Genomic DNA, 19,849 nt, shown 5'->3' with positions numbered 1-19,849 from the left:
GATGACGGTTAGTCTTTTTGGTAACATGGCCTGCTTTCTTATATAATAGAGGCATTAGGTTTTTAGGAAGGAAAGGAAAGATAAAATGATTATCAAAAATGAGCAGGATTTAGAAGGTTTAAAGCGAATTGGCCAGTTAGTAGCAGCCATTCGAGATGAATTAAAGGAAAACGCAAAGCCGGGTGTGACAACAAAGCAGCTTGATGAAATAGCAGGGAAACGCTTTAAAGAGAATGGAGCTATATCAGGTCCTAAAGGAGAATACGATTTTCCGGGCTATACGTGTATCAGTGTAAATGATGAGGTAGCACATGGCATACCAGGCGAAAGAGTTTTGCAGGAAGGCGACCTTGTAAATGTTGATGTTTCCGGCTCTCTTGATGGATATTACGCAGATACAGGCATATCTTTTGTAGTAGGGAATGGTGATCCTAAACTAACGGAGCTTTGTGAATGTGCAGAAAGAGCATTTTATAAAGGGTTGGAGAAAATTAAAGCGGGTACGAAGCAAAATCAGATTGGCAAAGCGGTCATGAAAGAAGCAGAGCGAAGCGGTTACACAGTCATTATGAATCTAACAGGCCATGGTGTTGGCAGGGCTCTTCATGAAAAACCTGATTACATCCTAAATTACCATGAGCCATGGGATAATGACCTTTTGAAAGATGGAATGGTTATTGCCTTCGAACCCTTTATTTCCATGGGAGCTGAAGAAGTCATCGAGATGGAAGACGGATGGACATTCAAAACCCCAGATGGAAGCCTTGTTGCACAAGTTGAGCATACCGTTGTCGTGACAAAAGGTAAACCAATTATCTTGACGTTATCAGCGCAAGAATAAGCACATACTTTAACACATTAAAGCGATTGAGGGGTCAGACCCCCTTAGTGCTTTAATGAATAAAAGTAAATTGAATAGAGTGTACAAGAGGAGGAATGGGTGTGGCACGAACGGATCTTCCAGTTGACTCCGGTCTGTCTTTGCAGCGTAAGAAAAGGAGAAGCAGGCTGAAGGTCTGGGCTATTACAGTGAGCGTTTTTGTCTTAGTGGTGATCTCTGCCTGTGTAGGGGTTTCTGTTTATGTTGGCTACAGTTTAACACATCCTGCAAGGAAGCCTATTTTGCTTTCCCCCAGTAATTATGGAATCGCTTACAATAATATTCAGTTTAAAAGCACTGCAGACGGCGTAAAGCTTTCAGGCTGGGTTCTTAACCCGGAAAAGCCTGCAATCATGACATTAATTTTTGCCCATGGGTACCGCGGCAACCGTTACGAACAAAATATACCTTTCTTTCCCTTGGCTAAACAGATGCTTCAAAAGGGCTACCGTATAGTTATGTTTGATTTTCGTGATAGCGGAAACTCCGGCGGAAGCATGACGACGGTAGGGGCTAAGGAGCAATATGATCTTTTGGGAGCCATAAACTATACGAAGCAGCATTATCATCAACCCATAGGCCTTTATGGAATTTCAATGGGGGCATCGGCTTCCCTTCTGGCAGCTGCAAAATCCAAGGATGTCATTGCTGTAGTGGCAGACAGTCCATACAGCGATCTAGAAAGCTATTTGAAGAAAAACCTGCCTGTTTGGACTCACCTGCCGAACTTTCCTTTCACACCATTAATTATGAACATTATTCCGCGTATTACAGATTTAAACCCGAAGGAAGCCAGTCCAATAAGTGTTTTAAATAAAATCGTACCGAGGCCTGTATTATTTATCCATAGCACAAAGGATGGGGCAATTCCATATACGGAAAGTGTTAAAATGGCCAAAACGCATCCGGATGATTTTACCCTATGGCTCACAAAGGGAGACGGTCATGTAAAATCCTATCAAAAAACACCTGCTGAATACGTCAAGAGAATAGATGCTTTTTATCAAAAGGCCCTGAAAGAAGTTCAGTAGGAGCTTAGCGGCTTAATAGGAAGTAAAAAAACAGAAATCACGGTGATTTCTGTTTTTTAATGATAAATATACTTGCTCAGGATAAAACCTGTGCTTCTGATAATGGTAAGGTATCAATTTCAAACCCAAGATCTTCAAGCATTTTATGGTCAGCCGTTGTTTCCTGGCCATCCGTTGTAAGGTAATCCCCTATAAAAATAGAATTAGCCGGATACAGTCCTAAGGGCTGCAGGCTTCGAAGATTAACTTCCCTTCCGCCGGAAATACGGATTTCCTTTGAAGGATTGATAAAACGGAAAAGGCATAATACCTTTAAACAATATCGCGGATCCAGCTCATGAACACCTTCAAGCGGTGTCCCGTCTACAGCATGAAGAAAATTGACTGGGATGGAATCTGCATCTAAAATCCGCAGGCTCCTTGCCATATCAATAACATCTTCCCTGGATTCCTTCATTCCGATAATGACGCCGGAGCAAGGGGAAATTCCAGCGCTCTTTACTGTTTGAACTGTATTGACGCGATCCTGATAGGTATGGGATGTTGTAATGCAGTCATGATGAGATTCTGATGTATTCAGGTTGTGATTGTAACGGTCTATACCCGCCTCCTTGAGCTTTTGTGCCTGGTCTGGCTTTAGAATTCCAAGACAGGCACAGATTGTGAGCGGATATTCGGATTTAATGTCTTTAACTGCAGAAACAATATGGTCAAGCTCCCGATTCGTTGGACCTCTGCCGCTTGCCACAATGCAGTAGGTTCCTGCATGAAGCTCATTGGCTCGCTTGGCCCCTTCGAGAATGGACTGTTTGTTCACCATTGAATATTTTTGAATGGGTGCCGTTGAAACAATGGACTGTGCGCAATATCCGCAGTTCTCCGGACATAGGCCTGATTTGGTATTGATAATCATGTTGAGTTTTACTTTGTTGCCATAATAATGCTTCCGAACCTGGTAGGCTCCTGACAGAAGATCCAGCAATTCTTCATCGGGACAATTCAAAACGGCCTTAGCTTCTTTATCTGTAAGTTCATGCCCATCCAATACTTGACGCCCTAAATGCTTCCAATCCATCCCCATTCCCCTTTCGATTTCTCATTAATGCTGAAAAATGCTCTTCTTTATGCGGACACTTTTATGAAGCCTGTGTGCAAGAATACCGGCAAAAACGGATAAGATGATATCCTTTGGCAAAGGCACAACCATCCAGGCCCATGCCATTTTATAAGTAAATCCTTGAGGGGCACTGGACCAAAGCTTATAGGCTGCGTACATCCAATTGGTTCCAAAAACGTAGTTAATGACCATTCCTGTCAATGCTGCAGTTATATAGGCAGAAAGAGACTGTTTTCTTTCCACTATTTTGCCCACTGCATAGGCTGTAAGAATATACGATAGGACAAAGCCGAAAGTAGGTTGAATGATAATACCAGGACCGCCATAGAACTGTGCAAAAACAGGGGCTCCAATTATCCCGACAATTGTATAAACAATCATAGAAAGTGCGCCCAGACGGCTTCCTATAGCTGCCCCTGCTAAAATAGCAAAGAAAGTTTGAAGTGTGATAGGAACGCCCCCTACTGTCATAAATGGAACAAGAGAAGTAATATTTGCTCCAATCATCATTAAAGCGGCAAACATCCCTACATAGGTAATATCCAATGCACGAAACTTGCTTTTCTTCATTTTTTTCATCCCTTCGTTATGTAATTCTTTATAGTAAAAGAATAATAGAAGGGAGAAAAATATGTCAACCAGTTTATTTTTATGGTTAACAAATAAACGATTCGTTTAAGGTATAATAGAAAGGAATTGGCTTTACAAAGGAGAAGATTTTCATGGTAAAAGTACTTTTTGTTTGCTTAGGGAATATATGCCGCTCGCCAATGGCAGAGGCTGTGTTTAGGGACTTGGTGGTAAAGGAAAGGCTCGAGCATCAAATTGAGATTGATTCGGCTGGTACGGGCAGATGGCATGTTGGAAAGCCGCCGCATCATGGAACTGCTGCCATTTTAAAAGAAAATAATATTGATTCAAGCCAGCTGCGTGCCCGCCAGATTGTTCCGCGTGATCTGGAGGAGTACGATTATATTGTCGGGATGGATCAGGAAAATATCCGAAACATTCTATCATTAGGTAAAAAGCAGTCTGACAAAAGGGTGTTTAGATTGCTTGAGCTTGTTGAAAAGTACCATGCAAATGGCAGTACGGATGTACCGGATCCTTATTACACTGGAAATTTTCAAGAAGTATATGAAATGGTCTTAGCAGGGTGCGAGGCATTGTTAGCAAAAATAAAAGCAGAGCATCAGCTTTAAAGAGGAATGGCAGTCCATACTGTGCAATTAAACAGCCGGCATGGTAAAAAAAGTTTTGTTCACCCGGACTGTTATTTCCGCTCCAGGTGTTCACTTTTAGGGGGGACGGAAAATTTTCGTTGGATGTGTCTCCCTTTTTTCAAAGGAATCGTGAGTATACGATCCGATTATCATTGGGTCGATAAACATTAAGCTATAAAGACAACCTTTAAACGCTGCTTATTGCCACTGAATATCTCATCACCGTTTCACCCATTATGAATATACTGGGGTAAAAGCCTAGTTTTGAGGTGATGAAAGTGTATTGGACCTATCCATATCCGCCTTATCCCATGCCGCCGTCTCAACCAGTTTCGTATCGCAATCCACAAAGCTTTCCTCCGCAGCATCAAAATCAGCAGCCAGGTATAGAAGGGCTGATGAATCCGCGCCCTCTTGTGGAATCTGCCCATTATAAGGGGAGCGCAAAGCTGAAAGGCAAGGTGGCGATTATTACGGGCGGCGACAGCGGAATCGGGGCTGCTACAGCGATTGCCTTTGCGAAAGAAGGCGCAGATGTTGTTATTGCATACTATTATCATTATGAAGATGAAGATGCACATCGGACAAAAAAACGTATAGAAGAGCTCGGGCGCCATTGCCTTCTCATTGCAGGCGATCTGACCGAAGAAAATCACTGCAAGGATGTTATAAGGCAAACCATCAATGCATTTGGACATATTGATATCCTTGTGAATAATAATGGTGTCCAGTATGTTCAAGACAGCTTGCTCAATATCAGCAGTGAGCAATGGGACAGAACCTTTAAAACCAATGTATACAGTTTTTTTTATATGACCAAAGCGGCACTTCAATATATGAAGAGCGGGAGCGCTATCATAAATACTGCCTCGGTCGTAGCATATGAAGGGAAAAAAGACTTGATTGATTATACCGCTACCAAAGGTGCCATAGTGGCTTTTACCCGTGCCCTTTCGCAGAATTTAGCCACAAAGGGAATTCGGGTAAATGCTGTAGCCCCTGGCCCGATTTGGACTCCATTAATTCCTTCAAGCTTCTCGAGTGAGCAGGTTGCCAAGTTTGGCTCAGACGTGCCGATGAAAAGAGCAGGGCAGCCATATGAACTTGCACCGGCGTATGTTTATCTGGCGTCGAAGGATTCAAGCTATGTAACGGGTCAAGTCATTCATGTAAATGGAGGAACAATGGTCAGTTCATAATGTTAAGCCGTGAACGAATATAAAAAAGATGGGCGCGATGCCCATCTTTTTTATAAGGATATGTATAATGCACTCTCCCCTTACCTCCAATGCTTATCGCCAAGTGGCTTTCAGTGTCTTCTCTCTCGTGAACGGCCTCACTGTGTTTCCTTTATCTCAGTCGAAGCCTCCGAAATCCGTACGCCGATGGCAAAGAGCTTGCGCTTTTATTATATCAATGTTTGTTTTAAATAAACGGAGGTAAAATCAACGAGCAGCCGCTGCTCAATAAGTTTAGAAGGCGCCGCACCAATTGTTCCGGTGCGGACTTGATGTATCTTTTCAAAATTCTTAGCAATAGTTGTAAAGTCTTCAGACGATTCCTCTATATCCTTAAAAACCTTCCAAACTCTTTTTCCATTTTCATTTATGGCTGAGCCCTGAAGGAATTCCTTTTTTTTCTCACAGCGAAACTCTCCAAGGTGCATGGAGGTATTGCGGTTATAGTCCACACCCAAAAGCAATATATGACCATTTAAATCGTATATTCTGGCAAGAGGAGAGTGCTCTCCGAAGGGATAGTCAATGGAGTGGCTGGCTGTGATATATTCTGCATGCTGCCCCCATGCTGTAAAGGAAACCATGGGATGAGCGCTTCTTAGAACACCTGGAAAACTGCGGAAGGTTTCGGCGATTTTTCCCATACCAAAAGTAGGAGTTGTTTTCGGATCATATGCCGGCATTTGTGCTCGGATATCCTCCCACCACTCTTTTGGGACAGGCGGGTTCTTCCAATAGGATGGCTCTGAATTATTTGTATTTTGGGCAGGCATTATAATGGTTCCTTCATTCGTTATCGTCTCCATTAAAGCCTGGATCACGGTAATTTCGCCGCCGCATACCCATCCAATTTTGCTCAAGGAGGCATGGACAATCACATTCATTCTACGCTTCAATCCTAATTGAGTAAAATCTGCAATGAGTGTTTCTTTGGTGGCCATTGTTTTGGGTTTTCTTGTACTATTTTGCAAGCTCATTTTTTCTCCTCCTTTAACACCCATTATAGAAAACTGTTAATAGGTTAAAAAGTGTTTTTTTGTAAGGGGATACATCAGGAGGAGATTGACTATTGGTTCTGCCTGTTAGTTGCTGTTTCGGCGCTCGCTTTTCTCCTCCGATTTAGCTTTTTATTCTCATTTCCTGCAGAAATCTCGCATCATCCTCGCCAATTCACATTGGGCAAAAATAAAAAGGGAGGACTTCCTAAAATAATCTGAGGACTTGTCTCATATCCTTATTAGGAGCCAAAGTTTTTTATAGGATAGGAGAGACAGCATGACATCATTTTTTAAAGGAGCCTTCTTATTAGTTGCCGTTGCTTTTATGGGAGAGTGTATTGAATTTTTTATTAATATGGTGCTCGCGAATCAGCTTGGTGAGAGCGGGCTGGGATTGTATATGTCCATATTGCCGGTCATCTTTTTAGTCGTTGTATTAGCAAGTATGGAGCTGCCCATTTCTATCTCGAAGTTTGTTGCTGAGAAGGATGAGAAGTACCATCGCAGCATGCTCAAACATGTCATCCGCTTTACTGTTTACTTTACATTATCTTTAATCGGCCTGTCAGTCATCATTTTGCCTTTGATACCTGTTTTTCGTAACTATAATCCATACATACGGGGATTGATTGTCATGTTAATTCCCATTATTTCTTTTTCCTCTATTGCCAGGGGGTACTTTATGGGAATTCAGCATATGGGGAAAATTGCTGCCGCAAACTTTTTAAGAAAGTCTATTCAGTTAATATTGCTGATTGCTGTCTATCATTATTTTCATTTTAATTTGGAAGTCAGTATCTTTATAGCGATCTGTACCATTGTTGGCAGTGACTTTATTGTGCTTTTGTATTGGATTCATACCTTTATATTGCAGTCCAGAGATATAAGGAAGCGCGACAGTGTCTTTCTAAGTGGGAAAACCGTCAGGAAAAGCCTGATGTCCGTTTCCTTAACGACGACAGGAATGAGGATGTTCAATGCTTTTTCAGAAGCCTTCCAGCCGTTTTTGATAAAAGCTGCTCTGGTAAAAGCAGGTTTTACAGCAGACTTGGCCAATGAGCATTTTGGGATGCTGGCAGGAGTAGCATTTACGATTGGCTTTTTTCCCGCCTTTATTGCCCACTCTTTATCAACTGTGTTAATTCCTACAGTATCAGAAGCTTATTCTCAAAGAGAGCTTCCCAAGCTTCAAAAGCTTTTACAGCAGGTTATGCTGATTACAATCGGCTATGGTGTTCCGGCAGTTATTATATTTAATGTGTTTTCAGAACCCTTAACCAGGCTGTTTTTCCATACGACTTCCGCTGCTCAATATCTTGAGCTTTTGTGGCCATTTTTCCTATTTCATTTTTTTATTTCCCCTATGCAGGCCATATTAATAGGGATTGGGATGGTGAAGGATGTATTTCTCCATTTTGTGTGGGCGACCATCGTGACGTTCCTGATGAGTTACCTATTGGGATCCAGCCCTTTCTTCCAGATGAGCGGAATTATTATTGGGATGAATACCGGTGCGCTGTTAATACTGCTGCTCCACTACCTGACCATCTGTAAAAAAATAGGGATTTCATTAGGTCTAAGAAAGCCTGCCAATCATACATTTTAGTCGGTTTGTGCATTGTGATGGGATCCTAACCCTTCTTAAGGATAGGCAGGAATATACGATTTAGAATTTGAATCGACGGATTGCAGAAAGAATTCCTTTCGCCATATTTTGGCTTGAAGCAAGACCCGGAAGAGACGGAAAGAGAGCCTCTTCCGGGTCCTTTTGTGTGCTAACGCAAAGAAGGGGTCAGACCCCTTCTCTGCGTTAATGTGCAAAAGGGGTCTGACCCCTTTTGTACTGCAGTGCGCTAAATCAGTAATTTTTTGTCATAACTGAAATTCGGTTTCATATATTGAAATGGAGTGGGTGATCAGAGAAGGAGGGGAAGAGATGGCTTTTGGTTCCGCGCGGGTCTCAGGCCTGCCGCCATATTTATTTTCCGTTATCGATGAGAAGAAAAAACAACTTCAAAAAAAGGGGGTCGATGTCATTGATTTGGGGATTGGATCTCCTGATCTTCCGACACCAGACTTCATCGTTAAACGGCTGATTGATGAGCTTAAGGATCCGGAAAACTTTAAATACTCCGGTTATTCGGGCTGTCAGGAGTTCAGGGAGGCAGTGGCCGATTACTATAAAAAACAATATCAGGTTAAACTTGACCCCGATAAAGAAATATTGACACTGGTTGGCTCTAAGGAAGGAATAGCTCATATTGTGCCGGCCCTCATTGATCCAGGCGACGGAGTATTAATCCCGGATCCGGGATATCCCGTTTATCGTTCTGCTGTTTACCTTTCAGGAGGCGAATCGATTAACCTAACATTAAATGCTGGGCAGGGGTACCGGCCGGACTTCGCATCCTTGTCGGAAGAAGAATGCCAAAAGGCCAAGCTGATGTTTTTGAATTATCCTGGCAATCCAACGGCAGCCACCATAGAAATTGATGTTTTCGAGGAAGCTGTTGAGTTTGCAAAACAGCATAATATTTCGGTGGTCCATGATGCGGCATATGATTTGGTTACGTTCGACGGCTACAAGGCACCGAGTATTTTACAGGTTCCGGGAGCTAAGGATATCGCGGTAGAGTTTGGCTCACTGTCAAAAAGCTTTAATATGACAGGCTGGCGCATCGGATATGTGGCAGGAAACAGGGAAATCATTCAAGCCCTATCCATTGTAAAAAGCAATACCGACACAAGTCAGTTTCTTCCGATTCAAAAAGCTGCCGCTGAAGCCCTGAGGAGCGATCTTGCTACAGTGTCAGCCAACAACTTCGCCTATAATCAGCGTATGGAAGCGATGCTTAAAGCCTTGTCTGCCATTGGGATTCAAGTAGAAAAACCAAGAGGATCCTTTTACATTTGGGCAAGGGTTCCTGCGGGCTACTCATCCCAGAAATTCTCTGAAAAAGTGCTGGAGGAAGCAGGAGTCATCATAACTCCTGGAAATGCCTTTGGTCCATCCGGTGAAGGCTACTTTCGGATTTCGCTATCTGTTCCAACCGAAAGACTAAATGAAGCGGTTAGCAGGATTAAACAGTTGGATCTGGAGGTAGGCAGACATGTCCCTCGTTCATAGCCGCGAAAAAAATTGCACCGTAATGACTGGTGCACAGGCAATTATCGAATGCTTGAAAATAGAACAAATCCGTAAGGTATTCTGCGTTCCAGGAGAAAGCTACTTGCCGGTTTTAAATGCGATTCATGAAGAGCCATCCATTGAGTTGATTTCCGCGCGCCATGAAGGCGGTGCTTCATTTATGGCTGAAGGCTATGCCAAAGCTACAAGGAGGCCGGGGGTCGTCATGGCTACCAGAGGAGTGGGAGGCGCGAATCTTGCTATTGGTGTTCATACTGCTTTTCAGGACTCCACCCCCATGGTCGTGTTCCTGGGGCAGGTGCATAGCAAGTTTCGTGGCCGTGAGGGATTTCAGGAAGTAGAGCTTGATCAGTTTTTTGACCAGATTGCCAAGTGGACTGTAGAGATAAAGGATGCAGAAAGAGTGCCGGAGCTTGTCCAGCGGGCATTTAGAATCGCGCAGACAGGCCGGCCGGGTCCAGTGGTCATTTCATTGCCGGAAGATATGTTAAAGGATCAGGCAGAAATGTTCTTTACAGGAGCTGTAAAAATCCCCAAGCCATCGCTAAATCAATCAGACGTCACGGAAATCGGGGCTATTTTACAAAAGGCAGAACGCCCGCTCATTCTTGCGGGAGGAGGAGTGATCCATGCCGGAGCTGAAGAAACCCTCCTTCAATTTGCTGAGAAGTACTGCTTACCGGTACTTTCTGCATTCCGGAGGCATGATGTTTTTCCAAATCATCATCCGTTATATTCCGGCCATCTTGGACTGGGGACAGCTAAGCCTGTTTTGGAAGCGGTAAAAGCGGCTGATGTCATTCTGGCCATCGGCACAAGGCTTTCGGAGGTGACAACACAGGACTACTCTTTAATTTCTGCACAACAAACGCTGATTCATATCGATATTGAACCGGAAATTTTGGGGAAGGTTTATCCGCCTGAAATTGGATTAGTGGCAGATGCACAAAAAGCATTGGAAGCCTGCATAAATTTGGAGATCAAACCGACTTGGGGCGAATGGGCGAATAACTGCAGGGTAAGACAGCTGAAGGGATCTGCCTTTCGGACAAATGAAAATGCTGAAGCTTTAAATAATGAGGATATCATAAAAATTCTTCAACAGGAGCTTCCGGAAACCAGCATCATCACAAATGATGCGGGGAATTTTGCGGGCTGGCTTCATTCCTATTATCAATTTAAACAAAAAAGGACATACATTGGACCGACATCAGGAGCCATGGGCTACGGGCTGCCTGCTGCAATCGGCGCAAAAATGGCAAGGCCCGAATGCGTCACAGTTTCATTATCGGGAGACGGTGGAATGATGATGACTGTACAGGAGCTTGAAACAGCCGTAAGGCATAAAGTTCCAGTCATCAGCCTTGTGTTTAATAACCAAATGTATGGAACAATCCGAATGCACCAGGAAATTCACTATCCCGGAAAAGTGGCAGGCACTGATTTGGGAAGTATTCGTTTTGCAGAACTGGCAGCTTCCCTTGGTGCAAGAGGCAAATTCGTTTCAACGAAAACAGAATTCCTGCATGCCTTAAGAGAAGCGATGACTGGGGAGCTTCCCACCGTGATTGAAATCCCTATGAGCAGAGAGCAGATATCGACAGGAACAACTATAAATCAAATCAGGGAGCGGCATAACAGGTAAACTATTTGGTGCTTGAAATAAGAAGGGAGATGCGAAAATGGTAAATACAGTGGTGCAAGGTGCAAAGGTATTGAATTTTATTAACGGTGAATGGGTGGGATCTGATAGCGGAAAATTTGCTCCTATTATCAATCCTGCAACAGGAAAATCCATTGGTGAAGTGCTTTTATCCTCTAAGGAGGATGTAGAAAAGGCGGTGTCAGCAGCAAAAAAAGCTCAAAAGAAATGGGCATTGGTCCCGGCTCCTCAAAGAGCAGAAGTGCTGTACAGGGTTGGAGCTCTTTTGAAAGAACGAAAAGAAAAGCTTGCCAGAATATTAACACAGGAGATGGGAAAGGTTCTGGACGAAGCTAGAGGAGAGGTTCAAGAAGGCATCGATATGGCGTTTTATATGGCTGGAGAAGGACGAAGGCTTTTTGGAGATACAACCCCTTCTGAACTAAAGGATAAATTCGCCATGAGCGTTCGGGTCCCCGTTGGGATTGTTGGGATTATAACACCGTGGAATTTTCCAATCGCGATTGCTACGTGGAAATCTTTTCCTGCAATTGTCGCAGGGAACGCTGTTGTATGGAAGCCTGCAACCGAAACACCGCTCATGGCAATGGAACTGGTGAAAATATTTGAGGAAGCAGGACTTCCAAAGGGAGTCATCAATCTGGTCTGCGGTGCAGGCTCTACTGTCGGAAATTCCATGGTCGAGCATCCGGAAATTGATGTTATTTCCTTTACCGGCTCCAATGATGTCGGCAGGACCATAGCAGAGCGCTGCGGCAGGCTGTTAAAGCGTGTGTCACTTGAAATGGGAGGGAAAAATGCTGTAATTGTTATGGATGACGCAGACCTATCGCTTGCTGTTGAGGGGATATTGTGGAGTGCCTTTGGCACAAGCGGCCAGCGCTGTACCGCGTGCAGCCGTGTCATTGTCCATGAAGCGGTGAAAGAACAGTTAGAGAAAAAACTTGTTGCAGAAATGGAAAAATTGACACTTGGAAACGGATTGGACGAAAACGTAAAAGTAGGTCCAGTCATTAATCAGCAGGCATTAAAGAAAATTCATGAGTATGTGCAGATTGGAAAAGCAGAAGGAGCAAAGCTGGCAGCGGGCGGCTATGTTTTGGCTGAAGGGGAGCTGGCTGAAGGCAATTATTACGCCCCAACTTTATTCACTGATGTAAGCCCGGATATGAGGATTGCATATGAGGAAATCTTTGGACCGGTGGTTTCCGTCATTCCGGTAAAAACCTTTGAAGAAGCGATTGAAGTCAACAATAGTGTGGCATATGGTCTGTCCAGCTCCATTTTTACAAGAGATATCAATCGGGTTTTTGCCGCTCAGCGGGATCTCGATACCGGAATAGTATATGTAAATGCAGGAACAACCGGGGCTGAAATTCACCTGCCGTTCGGAGGAACAAAGGGAACAGGTAACGGGCACCGTGATTCAGGTGTAGCTGCGTTAGACGTTTTTACTGAGTGGAAGAGTGTGTATATCGATTTCAGCGGCAAGCTTCAGAGAGCCCAAATTGATGTTGAAAAATCGAATTGATCGGAAAAATATTAAGATAAAATAAGGGGGATTCGAAATGAAGGTAGCTGTTCTAGGTGCAGGATTAATGGGGAAAGAAGCTGCCCGGGATTTGGCAGGGAGTCCTGGAGTGAAAAAAGTAACACTGGCAGATGTTGATGCCAAAAGAGCGGAAGCGGTTTGCAGGCAGCTGGGTTCACCGAAGCTATCCTCTTCATTTATAGACGCTTCCAATCACCAGGAATTAACACAATTTATAAGCGATTATGATGTTGTCATTAATGCTCTTTTTTATTCCTTTAATGAAAAAGTTGCGAAAGCTGCCATTAAAGCGGGTGTTAGCAGTGTGGATCTAGGTGGCCATATCGGGCATATGACGGAAAAGGTGCTTGAACTGCATGATCATGCTAAGGCAGGCAACGTTACCCTGATACCAGACCTTGGCGTAGCGCCGGGAATGATCAATATTCTTTCAGGATACGGCGCTGGCAAGCTGGATGATGTTACGGCAATCAAGCTATATGTCGGAGGAATTCCTGTTCGTCCTGAACCCCCATTGGAATACAATCATGTTTTTTCCATGGAAGGCGTATTTGACCATTATACAGATCCATCCCTCATCATTCGAAATGGGATTAAGCAGGAAGTGCCGTCTCTATCTGAAATCGAAACCATCCATTTTGAAAAGTTTGGACCGCTTGAAGCCTTTCATACGGCCGGTGGGACATCGACTTTATCTCTGTCCTATCCAGATTTAGAAACTTTGGAGTATAAAACCGTACGATACCGAGGTCATGCGGAAAAGTTCAAGCTTCTGGTTGATTTGAATTTAACGCGAAATGATTTTGAGGTGGAGGTTGGAGGCAGGTTAATCAAGCCGAGAGATGTCCTGCTCAAGGCTTTAGATCCTATTGTAGAGCTGGGTGAAAAAGATGATGCGGTCCTGTTAAGAGTCATAACAGAAGGAAAGAAAGCTGGGAAAACGGCTAGCTATGAATATGAAATGGTGACCTATAAGGATCGGGAGCATCAGGTCACAGCCATGGCCCGTTCAACGGCCTACACGATATCTGTTGTTGCCCAGATGATTGGCAGCGGTCTTATTTCCCAAAAAGGAGTCTATTGTCCGGAAAAAGTGGTACCAGGCAGAGAGTACATTGAGGAAATGGCTAAACGCGGTGTCCATATTTATGAAACGGAAAATTAATCTAAACAAACTCCCTCTTCATAAAGGGGGAGTTCGTTCTATAAATAATCATTTTTTGATCAATCATTTTTATAAATTCGAATAACGGCTTCTATTGGTCAGCATGACATTTTTTAAAAGTTTCTCTACTGAGACGAGTGCTATGGCTATGTTTTGATCATACATAGCACAGAGTTTACGAAAAGGGAGAAGGCGCTATGAACCAGAGTATTATTAAAGCCTTAGGTCTTCTTGAATTTTTTTCGGAGGAAAAGCCTGAACTGAGCTTAAAGGAAATTACAGATAAAGCTAATCTGCCTAAGCCTACCGTGTACCGGCTGCTCTCTTCTTTGGAATTTTGCGGCTTCTTGACCCGGTGCAAAAACACAGAATATGACACCCGTTATAAGCTGGGGCTAAAGCTAATGGAATTGGGACAGCTTGTCTCAGAACAGCTGGAGCTAAGAAAAGTGGCATTGCCTCAAATGAAAAAGCTTGCTGATGAAATAAATGAAGTGGTTCATTTGGTCATTTTAAACCAGCATGAGGCCATCTATATTGAAAAAGTAGAAAGCACCAGGGCATTAAGGCTTCATACCAGAGTTGGAAAAACCTCTCCTCTTCATCTGGGCTCGGGGCCAAAACTGTTATTTGCCTTTCTTTCTGACGAAAGACGGCAGGACATTTTTAAAGAGAATTTGTTAAAGAAGCTGAGTACATCCGAGAGAGAAAGTCTGCTTGAGCAGTTGAAAATAATTCGTGACAAGGGCTATGCTGTCAGTTTTGGGGAACAGGATGCAGGAACCACAGGGGTATCGTATCCGATTTATGATTTTCATGGTACGGTTATTGCTGCACTTGCTGTCAGTGGTCCATCAAGCCGATTTGAAGGAGTCCAGCTTAAGCAAATAAAAGACAGCACTCAAAAAACAGCCGCCTCCGTTTCCTATTCGCTTGGATTTAAAAGAAATGAATAGCAAATAAAGTGAAGCCCGGTAAACAGGCTTCATTTTTAAGGTTTATGAACCCAAGGCTCTTCCTCTTCGTTTTCCTCGAGAGATCCTACTTGTGGAATAGAATCTACTTTAAACGCATCTTTAGGATTTAATGCCTGGCGCAGCGCCTTTATAAAGACCCAGCTTGTAAATCCGATGATGACTACCAAAAATCCGATGACTTCTGTATAAAATAACATCTTTAAACTCCTTTATTTTTAGCATATGCATGAAAAAAAGGAAACTCTTCAAAAGGAGGATGAAAAGTTAATGATATTCTAATTGGAAATGGATTTCTCCCATTCATGCTGCAGGAGACCATATAAGTGCATATCATAACGTTCTCCATTACGCTGGATGAAATCGCGGTATCTGCCTTCATGCTTGAATCCAAGCTTTTCATAGAGTTTAATGGCGCGTGTATTATAGTCAAATACGGTTAGTTGAACTCTATGTAAATTTAACTCATCAAATACAAATGTAAGAACCAGCTCAAGTGCATGCTGTCCAAGACCTTTCCCGCGATGATCTTTATCGCCAATGGCAATAGCCAGTCCGCATACCCTGTGGTTCCATAAAATTCGGTCCAGCTCTACAAAACCAAGCAGCTGCTGATCAGTGTTTCTTCTTATTCCAAATAAATAACCATTATGAGAGTCAGTGGTATGTTTAATCCACTCCTTCAAGCTGCTTTCTGTTCTGGGAGAAGCAGGGAGGGCATCAAATAGCCGCAGGAACTCAGTATCCCGATACCATTGTAATAGAATAGGCAAGTCAGCTTCTGTAATTGAGGTCAAGCTTATCATCTCAGAGTGTAATAATGCGTCCATTTAAAATTCTTCCTTCCCGAGATTATGTGTTTTGTTCTAGTATTCGGCTCAATGAGGCAGGAGTCCTTTTTTCTAATGGAGAATCCGGACACAATGTATAACTGCTTCAGTTTGAATAGCAGAATAGTGAACGAAAAGAGACGTGAAGCATAACATACCTCTTTTCAAACTGAAGATTTTGTACTATAATAAAATATGCGCATTTATTCTACTAGATGGCTCCGTAGCTCAGCGGATAGAGCGTCGGTTTCCTAAACCGTGCGTCGGAGGTTCGAGTCCTCTCGGGGCCGCTAATCGTATACTATCAACGTTTAAACGACGTTGAGGCAATCGTTAGGCTAAGCGCAGGCTAACGGTTTCAAAAGCCTTCTTTCGTTTTTCTTATTACAAGAAATTCGGAGGGAGGCGTTTTTATTTTGTCTGAACGGAAGGGAAAGCGAATTGTTAGACGGAGAACTGAATCGAAAGAGCCAACTATCTACGGCCATACGATTAATCAAGCGTTTGATTATTTTATTACGTTAAAGAAAACGGAGGGTGTCCGTGAAAGGACGATGAGCGATTACTTCATTCTATTCCGCTATTTTACCGACTGGCTTAAAGACAATTATCCGGAAATATCTTTAATCGCTGATATAGATACGACTATTTTGCGGGAGTATGCTGTGTATTTAAGCAAAGAAATTCAATATTAAGACGGGTAGTTACGGTCTAACGCCGCATACCGTTAACGTTAGAATGCAATTTTAAAAGTCATTCTTTAACGCTTTGCATCGTGAAAATGTTGTTAATCAGAATCCGGTTAATAACGTAAAGCTTATGAAAGTTGACGAGGGCACGTTCCAGCCTTTAACAGACGAAGAGATTCGGCTGCTGTTAAGTGCGCCAGATGAAAGAGAATATTCACAGTTCCGAGATAAGGTTGCTATGTATTTAATGCTTGATACGGGAATGCGAGTTCATGAAGTATTTACTTTAGAAGTAAGCGAGGTTGATATTAAGATTCGATCGATTATATTACCAGCTAAGAAAAATAAAAACCGAATACCAAGGATTCTGCCTTTATCTAACGAGGTTGTTAAAATGCTAATGGAGTTGATTGAGGAAAATATCAAATATAGGTTAACGCCCTGGCGAAGTTACTCTCAATTCATATTTTATATAGAAAAAAAGCGTAAACGTCAACGTTTTTTTAACTGTGCCTTTTTTCGGTAATAGGGCTGCGCTCTTTAAAAGGAGACGGAGAAATGTTTGAAACAATAGAAAAACTAAACGACGCAGTACGGCATCATCGCCAAGCTCATTCATTATCTAAAACAGAGCTCGCAGTGTTGGACGTACTAGCTCAGTATAGCTGCGTTAATTTAGGGCGGTCATTTTTACGTTAAAGCAAGATTGCCGAGGCAATAGGAAAGCCGAGGCGTACAGTGATTCGTGTTTGCAATCGTCTTGAATCGTTAGGAATCATCAGCCAGACAGAACGTATGCGAGAAACAGGAAATCGTCGGCAAACGAGCAACCTTATCAAAATACTGCCAGCTCAATTAGAGGATGATGGGCTTGCCACACCGGAAAAACAAAAGTCTGTCACACCAAAAAGCTCACAAAATCCCATAAACTCAAAAACAATTATAAATAATACGTATTCTGCTAACATCCAAACTTTTACTTCGACATATGCTCGTTTTAAATTGCTTGTAAATAGCCATGTAGAGGACTTTAAGCTAACGAACAGGATTTATGGCATTTGGTTAGCTCATAAGTCTTACCTTAAACGTGCATTCGATATGAATGACCTTCTACAAGCCAGTTTACAGGCAATTAAAGCGACTTTTCAGGCGAGTAACCGTAAATACTTACGGAGTCTAACTGGCTATTATAACGGCACCTTAGACCGTATGTTGGACCGATTATACCTTTCGTCTCTTTAATTGCTTAACCAATCGTTTAAGGTAGGAACTTTGTAATAGCTTTAGATGTAATGCGATGTATTTTGTACATATGAAAAAAAGACGTTCAGAAGGATTGCAATACCATCTAAACTAGTTATTTTTAGTGTCGGAATATCCACATTTGAAAGGTGTCTTGAAAGATGTCCAAAAGAAAAAGCCCGATGGCATCAGGAACAACGTAAACAACCCGGGCTTTATATGTTTTTAGCTTAATTTAAGGTTAAGGATTGAAATTGATCAATAAGCTTATTTAAATCTCTGCTATATTTTATGGTTTCTGGATGGTTTGAACCCTTCTTTTTCGTCACATTTATTAGTTTTTTTCGTAATTGAATAATTTGGTTTTTTAATTTGACTGTTTCAAATAAAATAGTCATTTAAAACACTCCTAATCACAAAATGTTATTAGGCTTTTATTATTACATAGCTTTATTAAGATAATATTAATTCAAGGGAACGTTCACGAAGTTGTCAAAATCATTGATTTTCAACTTAGATAATATTATACTGTTTAAGTTTTTCTGAAAAATGCTTTATTCTGTTCGATTTACCAGTTAATTACTCTCCGGTCACCACAAAAAATTCACTTGAGTCGAAGCTTTTCCCCTTAGGCTCTGTTAATCTTACCTTAACATTTTGCAAAACCGTGACTATTTACACTGAATAATCTTGAAATCTAGTAATAAAAATTAGATAATAAAGTGGGTTAATAATAATGCCCTAATTTGAAAAAGGCAAACTAATCGAAAGATTAGGACGCAAAGCCATGGGTCTAAAGCTCGATTATGAGCAATGATTGCCAGGCCGCCAAATCGGTACTGTCCGCATTTGGTTAAATTTATGTGGAGGTAATGTACATGGGTGAAGAACATGGAGAACTAAAGAGCTGGATAAGGAGATTTTACGACTTATTAGAAAAGTATCCGGATCGTTCTAAAAATGCCGCTGAATTTTTAAGTTTTCTCAGGGATTTTTTGAAGATCAGCATTAAAGATCCCCTGCCAATTGTTGAAATTATGACGATTATTAAAGAGTATAAGCCAACGGTTTTTTTCACCTTGAAGAAGATGGCCAATAAAAATATGATGCTTCAAATTTTAACCGAGTCATCAATGGAATCAAGGGTAGCAAATAATAGATTGAAAATGCTTGTCCAATAATACATTTAGTTTAAAAGCCAACATGTGATTGTTGGCTTTATCATATTTATTGGGGAAAAAATGCTGGTTTTTTTAAAAACGGACTTGGTCAGTTAAGAGAAATTACAAAAAAAGAAGCACATTAAGATGCTTCTAAACCGTTTCTCAACGTTAAATTTATTAGTTTATCTAATTCTTGGCTGGTTTTTATCGTTTCAGGATCATTGAGCCCTTTCTGAAGTCCTAAAACCATCATGGAATGCCTTAATTGCTCAATTTCATCAACTAGGTCTTTTGGTAAAAGTATTTTTAGCATTGCCGCTGCTCCTATTTGTAAGAAATGTTAATGATTTACACATTATATCGGCAGAAAAAGTAAAAAGTATTAGCGTTAAATGAATGATTTTTAGGATTTATTTTAATGAATTTAATATAAGGTGTATTGTATAACGAATAAGTAAACTTAATGTTTATGTATTAGACGAGAAGCGAATAAAAAGGCGAAATTATTACGAAAGAATAATGAGGCAGCATTTTGATGAAGAAGGCAAAAACTGCTCTCGGCTAAAAAGTTTTTGCCATTCCATACACTGCACTAATTGTTTGCTGTAATTGGCTGTTCCGCAATACTTGTATCAATAGTATTATTTGTGCTGACGCAATTGTTGCTTGTAACAAAAGCCCCTTCATTTCCGCCGCCTGCTCCATTTGTAGTTAAGCTTGATGATTTAGGGGAGAGGTAGGCGGAGTCTCCGAAATGGACCCCAGCGGTTCCGCTGACATTCAAGATTTGAACGCCTCCTAAAAAAGCCGGCATAATCAACCATCCTTTATAAAATTCCTGTTTGAGTTAGTGTATTCAACTAAGCTGCAAGGCGTATAGGCGGGTATCCCTTATGTAAAGCCATCTCCACATGGAGGCCAGAACATGTCCAGAAA

22 protein-coding genes, 1 tRNA gene and 1 riboswitch are annotated in these 19,849 nt (G+C 42.0%); of the genes, 15 read left to right on the top strand and 8 right to left on the bottom strand.

The features are described from left to right. Window positions 1-85: 85 nt before the first annotated feature. Window positions 86-841, top strand: a complete 756-nt coding sequence (gene map, locus A5N88_RS13685; protein WP_066266987.1) for a type I methionyl aminopeptidase — start codon at window positions 86-88, stop codon at window positions 839-841. 101 nt (window positions 842-942) lie between these two features. Then, the gene (locus A5N88_RS13680) at window positions 943-1,911 is read left to right on the top strand and encodes an alpha/beta hydrolase (protein WP_232317580.1); all 969 of its coding nucleotides are present in this window, start codon (window positions 943-945) and stop codon (window positions 1,909-1,911) included. A gap of 76 nt (window positions 1,912-1,987) precedes the next feature. Here A5N88_RS13680 and bioB read toward each other — a convergent pair whose 3' ends face one another. After that, the gene (gene bioB / locus A5N88_RS13675) at window positions 1,988-2,986 is read right to left on the bottom strand and encodes a biotin synthase BioB (protein ID WP_066266982.1); all 999 of its coding nucleotides are present in this window, start codon (window positions 2,984-2,986) and stop codon (window positions 1,988-1,990) included. 24 nt (window positions 2,987-3,010) lie between these two features. Continuing rightward, window positions 3,011-3,598, bottom strand: a complete 588-nt coding sequence (locus tag A5N88_RS13670) for a biotin transporter BioY (RefSeq protein WP_066266979.1) — start codon at window positions 3,596-3,598, stop codon at window positions 3,011-3,013. Between the two features lie 152 nt (window positions 3,599-3,750). Here A5N88_RS13670 and A5N88_RS13665 point away from each other — a divergent pair, with 152 nt between their 5' ends. Together A5N88_RS13665 and A5N88_RS13660 are read left to right on the top strand one after the other, a co-directional pair. After that, on the top strand, window positions 3,751-4,230 hold the full coding sequence (locus tag A5N88_RS13665) for a low molecular weight protein-tyrosine-phosphatase (protein WP_066266976.1): 480 nt from the start codon (window positions 3,751-3,753) through the stop codon (window positions 4,228-4,230). Window positions 4,231-4,562: 332 nt separating this feature from the next. Next, entirely contained in the window at window positions 4,563-5,450 is an 888-nt protein-coding gene (locus A5N88_RS13660) for an SDR family oxidoreductase (protein ID WP_066270535.1), read from the top strand. Window positions 5,451-5,659: 209 nt separating this feature from the next. On the opposite strand, the gene A5N88_RS13655 is transcribed toward A5N88_RS13660, so the two are convergent. After that, entirely contained in the window at window positions 5,660-6,466 is an 807-nt protein-coding gene (locus A5N88_RS13655) for an AAC(3) family N-acetyltransferase (protein WP_066266972.1), read from the bottom strand. A gap of 298 nt (window positions 6,467-6,764) precedes the next feature. Between A5N88_RS13655 and A5N88_RS13650 the strand changes: the two genes are divergently transcribed. The 6 genes from A5N88_RS13650 (at window position 6,765) to A5N88_RS13625 (ending at window position 14,971) form a co-directional block, all read left to right on the top strand. Then, window positions 6,765-8,093, top strand: coding sequence for a polysaccharide biosynthesis protein (locus A5N88_RS13650; RefSeq protein WP_066266969.1), 1,329 nt, complete (start codon window positions 6,765-6,767; stop codon window positions 8,091-8,093). Between the two features lie 330 nt (window positions 8,094-8,423). Beyond that, entirely contained in the window at window positions 8,424-9,614 is a 1,191-nt protein-coding gene (locus A5N88_RS13645; protein ID WP_066266966.1) for an LL-diaminopimelate aminotransferase, read from the top strand. Beyond that, a complete protein-coding gene (locus A5N88_RS13640; RefSeq protein ID WP_083953156.1) occupies window positions 9,598-11,280 on the top strand; it encodes a thiamine pyrophosphate-dependent enzyme in 1,683 nt (560 codons plus the stop codon). The genes A5N88_RS13645 and A5N88_RS13640 overlap by 17 nt, the downstream gene beginning before the upstream one ends. Window positions 11,281-11,317: 37 nt before the next feature. Further along, window positions 11,318-12,829, top strand: a complete 1,512-nt coding sequence (locus tag A5N88_RS13635) for an aldehyde dehydrogenase family protein (protein ID WP_066266963.1) — start codon at window positions 11,318-11,320, stop codon at window positions 12,827-12,829. A 37-nt stretch (window positions 12,830-12,866) separates the two neighbouring features. Further along, window positions 12,867-14,015 (top strand): saccharopine dehydrogenase family protein, encoded by a 1,149-nt coding sequence (locus A5N88_RS13630; RefSeq protein WP_066266961.1) that lies wholly within the window; start codon window positions 12,867-12,869, stop codon window positions 14,013-14,015. Between the two features lie 197 nt (window positions 14,016-14,212). Then, window positions 14,213-14,971: an IclR family transcriptional regulator gene (locus A5N88_RS13625; RefSeq protein ID WP_066266959.1), complete on the top strand. Its 759-nt coding sequence runs from the start codon at window positions 14,213-14,215 to the stop codon at window positions 14,969-14,971. A 35-nt stretch (window positions 14,972-15,006) separates the two neighbouring features. Here A5N88_RS13625 and A5N88_RS13620 read toward each other — a convergent pair whose 3' ends face one another. Together A5N88_RS13620 and A5N88_RS13615 are read right to left on the bottom strand one after the other, a co-directional pair. After that, complete coding sequence (locus tag A5N88_RS13620; RefSeq protein WP_066266955.1) at window positions 15,007-15,189, bottom strand: hypothetical protein; 183 nt, start codon at window positions 15,187-15,189, stop codon at window positions 15,007-15,009. A 78-nt stretch (window positions 15,190-15,267) separates the two neighbouring features. Then, window positions 15,268-15,819, bottom strand: coding sequence for a GNAT family N-acetyltransferase (locus A5N88_RS13615; protein WP_066266945.1), 552 nt, complete (start codon window positions 15,817-15,819; stop codon window positions 15,268-15,270). 217 nt (window positions 15,820-16,036) lie between these two features. Between A5N88_RS13615 and A5N88_RS13610 the strand changes: the two genes are divergently transcribed. The 4 genes from A5N88_RS13610 to A5N88_RS13595 all read left to right on the top strand — a co-directional run bounded on the left by A5N88_RS13610 (window position 16,037) and on the right by A5N88_RS13595 (window position 17,750). After that, window positions 16,037-16,109, top strand: a tRNA-Arg gene (locus A5N88_RS13610). Between the two features lie 126 nt (window positions 16,110-16,235). Then, window positions 16,236-16,514, top strand: a complete 279-nt coding sequence (locus tag A5N88_RS13605; protein WP_066266938.1) for a hypothetical protein — start codon at window positions 16,236-16,238, stop codon at window positions 16,512-16,514. A 124-nt stretch (window positions 16,515-16,638) separates the two neighbouring features. Continuing rightward, window positions 16,639-17,034, top strand: a complete 396-nt coding sequence (locus tag A5N88_RS13600; protein ID WP_198160275.1) for a tyrosine-type recombinase/integrase — start codon at window positions 16,639-16,641, stop codon at window positions 17,032-17,034. 212 nt (window positions 17,035-17,246) lie between these two features. Continuing rightward, window positions 17,247-17,750: a hypothetical protein gene (locus A5N88_RS13595; RefSeq protein WP_066266931.1), complete on the top strand. Its 504-nt coding sequence runs from the start codon at window positions 17,247-17,249 to the stop codon at window positions 17,748-17,750. Between the two features lie 230 nt (window positions 17,751-17,980). On the opposite strand, the gene A5N88_RS24425 is transcribed toward A5N88_RS13595, so the two are convergent. Next, the gene (locus tag A5N88_RS24425; RefSeq protein WP_083953155.1) at window positions 17,981-18,148 is read right to left on the bottom strand and encodes an aspartyl-phosphate phosphatase Spo0E family protein; all 168 of its coding nucleotides are present in this window, start codon (window positions 18,146-18,148) and stop codon (window positions 17,981-17,983) included. A 346-nt stretch (window positions 18,149-18,494) separates the two neighbouring features. Continuing rightward, a riboswitch (cyclic di-GMP riboswitch) is annotated at window positions 18,495-18,583 on the top strand. Between the two features lie 45 nt (window positions 18,584-18,628). Here A5N88_RS24425 and A5N88_RS13590 point away from each other — a divergent pair. Beyond that, window positions 18,629-18,931: a hypothetical protein gene (locus tag A5N88_RS13590; RefSeq protein ID WP_066266929.1), complete on the top strand. Its 303-nt coding sequence runs from the start codon at window positions 18,629-18,631 to the stop codon at window positions 18,929-18,931. A gap of 121 nt (window positions 18,932-19,052) precedes the next feature. On the opposite strand, the gene A5N88_RS24420 is transcribed toward A5N88_RS13590, so the two are convergent. After that, window positions 19,053-19,226, bottom strand: coding sequence for an aspartyl-phosphate phosphatase Spo0E family protein (locus A5N88_RS24420; RefSeq protein WP_083953154.1), 174 nt, complete (start codon window positions 19,224-19,226; stop codon window positions 19,053-19,055). Window positions 19,227-19,505: 279 nt separating this feature from the next. Then, window positions 19,506-19,727, bottom strand: a complete 222-nt coding sequence (locus A5N88_RS13585; protein ID WP_066266922.1) for a spore germination protein — start codon at window positions 19,725-19,727, stop codon at window positions 19,506-19,508. Window positions 19,728-19,849 lie beyond the last annotated feature (122 nt).

The organism is Heyndrickxia acidicola (assembly GCF_001636425.1).
GTDB lineage: Bacteria > Bacillota > Bacilli > Bacillales > Bacillaceae_C > Bacillus_AE > Bacillus_AE acidicola.
Note: the sequence above shows the minus strand (reverse complement) of the source record. Positions and strands in the feature narration are given on the sequence as shown.

What these genes read in the sequence shown, in the direction of transcription:
- A5N88_RS13630 (WP_066266961.1), top strand. Translation starts at nt 12,867, where the DNA reads ATGAAGGTAGCTGTTCTAGGTGCAGGATTAATGGGGAAAGAAGCTGCC.
- bioB (WP_066266982.1), bottom strand. Translation starts at nt 2,986, where the DNA reads ATGGATTGGAAGCATTTAGGGCGTCAAGTATTGGATGGGCATGAACTT.
- A5N88_RS13600 (WP_198160275.1), top strand. Translation starts at nt 16,639, where the DNA reads ATGAAAGTTGACGAGGGCACGTTCCAGCCTTTAACAGACGAAGAGATT.
- A5N88_RS13660 (WP_066270535.1), top strand. Translation starts at nt 4,563, where the DNA reads ATGCCGCCGTCTCAACCAGTTTCGTATCGCAATCCACAAAGCTTTCCT.
- A5N88_RS13635 (WP_066266963.1), top strand. Translation starts at nt 11,318, where the DNA reads ATGGTAAATACAGTGGTGCAAGGTGCAAAGGTATTGAATTTTATTAAC.
- A5N88_RS13615 (WP_066266945.1), bottom strand. Translation starts at nt 15,819, where the DNA reads ATGGACGCATTATTACACTCTGAGATGATAAGCTTGACCTCAATTACA.
- A5N88_RS13640 (WP_083953156.1), top strand. Translation starts at nt 9,598, where the DNA reads ATGTCCCTCGTTCATAGCCGCGAAAAAAATTGCACCGTAATGACTGGT.
- A5N88_RS24420 (WP_083953154.1), bottom strand. Translation starts at nt 19,226, where the DNA reads ATGCTAAAAATACTTTTACCAAAAGACCTAGTTGATGAAATTGAGCAA.
- A5N88_RS13620 (WP_066266955.1), bottom strand. Translation starts at nt 15,189, where the DNA reads ATGTTATTTTATACAGAAGTCATCGGATTTTTGGTAGTCATCATCGGA.
- A5N88_RS13650 (WP_066266969.1), top strand. Translation starts at nt 6,765, where the DNA reads ATGACATCATTTTTTAAAGGAGCCTTCTTATTAGTTGCCGTTGCTTTT.
- map (WP_066266987.1), top strand. Translation starts at nt 86, where the DNA reads ATGATTATCAAAAATGAGCAGGATTTAGAAGGTTTAAAGCGAATTGGC.
- A5N88_RS13645 (WP_066266966.1), top strand. Translation starts at nt 8,424, where the DNA reads ATGGCTTTTGGTTCCGCGCGGGTCTCAGGCCTGCCGCCATATTTATTT.
- A5N88_RS13625 (WP_066266959.1), top strand. Translation starts at nt 14,213, where the DNA reads ATGAACCAGAGTATTATTAAAGCCTTAGGTCTTCTTGAATTTTTTTCG.
- A5N88_RS13590 (WP_066266929.1), top strand. Translation starts at nt 18,629, where the DNA reads ATGGGTGAAGAACATGGAGAACTAAAGAGCTGGATAAGGAGATTTTAC.
- A5N88_RS13585 (WP_066266922.1), bottom strand. Translation starts at nt 19,727, where the DNA reads ATGCCGGCTTTTTTAGGAGGCGTTCAAATCTTGAATGTCAGCGGAACC.
- A5N88_RS13655 (WP_066266972.1), bottom strand. Translation starts at nt 6,466, where the DNA reads ATGAGCTTGCAAAATAGTACAAGAAAACCCAAAACAATGGCCACCAAA.
- A5N88_RS13665 (WP_066266976.1), top strand. Translation starts at nt 3,751, where the DNA reads ATGGTAAAAGTACTTTTTGTTTGCTTAGGGAATATATGCCGCTCGCCA.
- A5N88_RS24425 (WP_083953155.1), bottom strand. Translation starts at nt 18,148, where the DNA reads ATGACTATTTTATTTGAAACAGTCAAATTAAAAAACCAAATTATTCAA.
- A5N88_RS13670 (WP_066266979.1), bottom strand. Translation starts at nt 3,598, where the DNA reads ATGAAGAAAAGCAAGTTTCGTGCATTGGATATTACCTATGTAGGGATG.